This is a genomic window from Thioalkalivibrio sp. AKL6 (genome assembly GCF_000376905.1).
Taxonomy (GTDB): domain Bacteria; phylum Pseudomonadota; class Gammaproteobacteria; order Ectothiorhodospirales; family Ectothiorhodospiraceae; genus Thioalkalivibrio; species Thioalkalivibrio versutus.
The window spans coordinates 1-1,121 of record NZ_AQXS01000001.1; the positions used below are offsets into that span (position 1 = coordinate 1).

Consider the following 1,121-nt stretch of genomic DNA (forward strand, 5'->3'; position numbering starts at 1 on the left):
CGCATCCAGCACGCCGCGCGCCGCCCTCTCCTGCAGCAGCTCTTCCTGGTTGAACAGCCCCGGCCGCGGCCCCACCAGGCTCATCTCGCCCTTCAACACATTCCACAACTGCGGCAGCTGATCCAGCTTCGTCTTGCGCTGGAAGTGGGCCCACGAGTACCCTGTACACTAGCGAGAACCGGCATAAGGATATGCCTCAAGTGAGCCATGCCATTGAATTCATTGAGACCCCAACCTTCACCCGACAATTCCAGGCGATCGCCACAGATGATGAACTGAAAGAACTCCAGCGCGTGCTCATCGCCCAACCCGATAAAGGCGACGTGATGCAGGGAACGGGTGGGCTGCGCAAGATCCGTATGGGGTTAGGCCATCACGGAAAGCGTGGCGGCGCTCGCGTCATCTACTTCCTGGCCAGCGCAGAGACCATCTATCTGATACTGGCCTACCCCAAGAGCGCGAAAGAGAACCTGACGCCTGCCGAAAGGGCTACATTAAAAATACTCACCGACCAATTGAGGGAGGAAGCCTCCTGATGAATATCTACGACGAACTCCAGACATCACTGCAGGAAGCAGTCGATATCAAACAGGGCAAGGCAAAGGCTAGCCGCGTTACCCGCCACGAAGTGGCGGACGTGAAGGCGATTCGGGCCAGCTTGCACGTTTCCCAGGCGGAATTTGCCAAAGCCATGGGAACGAGCGTCGACACCATCAAAAGCTGGGAAGCCAAACGGCGCAACCCCACCGGGTTGGCAGCCAAGGTACTGGCAACGATCCAGACCAACCCGAGCTACTTCGCCGAACTCGCCTCGCACTGACCCGAGCGACGCGACCCCTTCGCCCAACCTCTCAACGCACAAAGCCCACCCTCGCCCGCGTAGTGGCGTAACGCCTCTAGGTTTCGAGTCTCACTCCGACGCCCACCACACGGCGAACGCAAGCGCCTCCCCCGTCATCGCGAGGAGCGAAGCGACGCGGCGATCTCCACGAGCCACCCCCGCACCCGATCCATCATCGCGGCCGCAGCGCCACCACTACAACGTCATCCCGGCCGCAGCACCACCCCACCTCGTCATCCCGGCCGTAGCGCAGCGAAGAGCCGGGATCTCCCACGCCGGA

2 protein-coding genes and 1 pseudogene are annotated in these 1,121 nt (G+C 61.3%); 2 read left to right on the forward strand and 1 reads right to left on the reverse strand.

Features of this window, described 5'->3' with window-relative positions; genetic code table 11:
- A pseudogene (locus D575_RS13560) lies at positions 1 to 144 on the reverse strand (sugar transferase); the annotation flags it as partial.
- Positions 145 to 200: 56 nt separating this feature from the next.
- Between D575_RS13560 and D575_RS0100010 the strand changes: the two are divergent.
- Positions 201 to 536, forward strand: a complete 336-nt coding sequence (locus tag D575_RS0100010) for a type II toxin-antitoxin system RelE/ParE family toxin (protein WP_018143861.1) — start codon at positions 201 to 203, stop codon at positions 534 to 536.
- A complete protein-coding gene (gene nadS, locus D575_RS0100015) occupies positions 536 to 820 on the forward strand; it encodes a NadS family protein (protein ID WP_018143862.1) in 285 nt (94 codons plus the stop codon). The genes D575_RS0100010 and nadS overlap by 1 nt, the downstream gene beginning before the upstream one ends.
- Positions 821 to 1,121: the final 301 nt, after the last annotated feature.

What these genes read in the sequence shown, in the direction of transcription:
- nadS (WP_018143862.1), top strand. Translation starts at nt 536, where the DNA reads ATGAATATCTACGACGAACTCCAGACATCACTGCAGGAAGCAGTCGAT.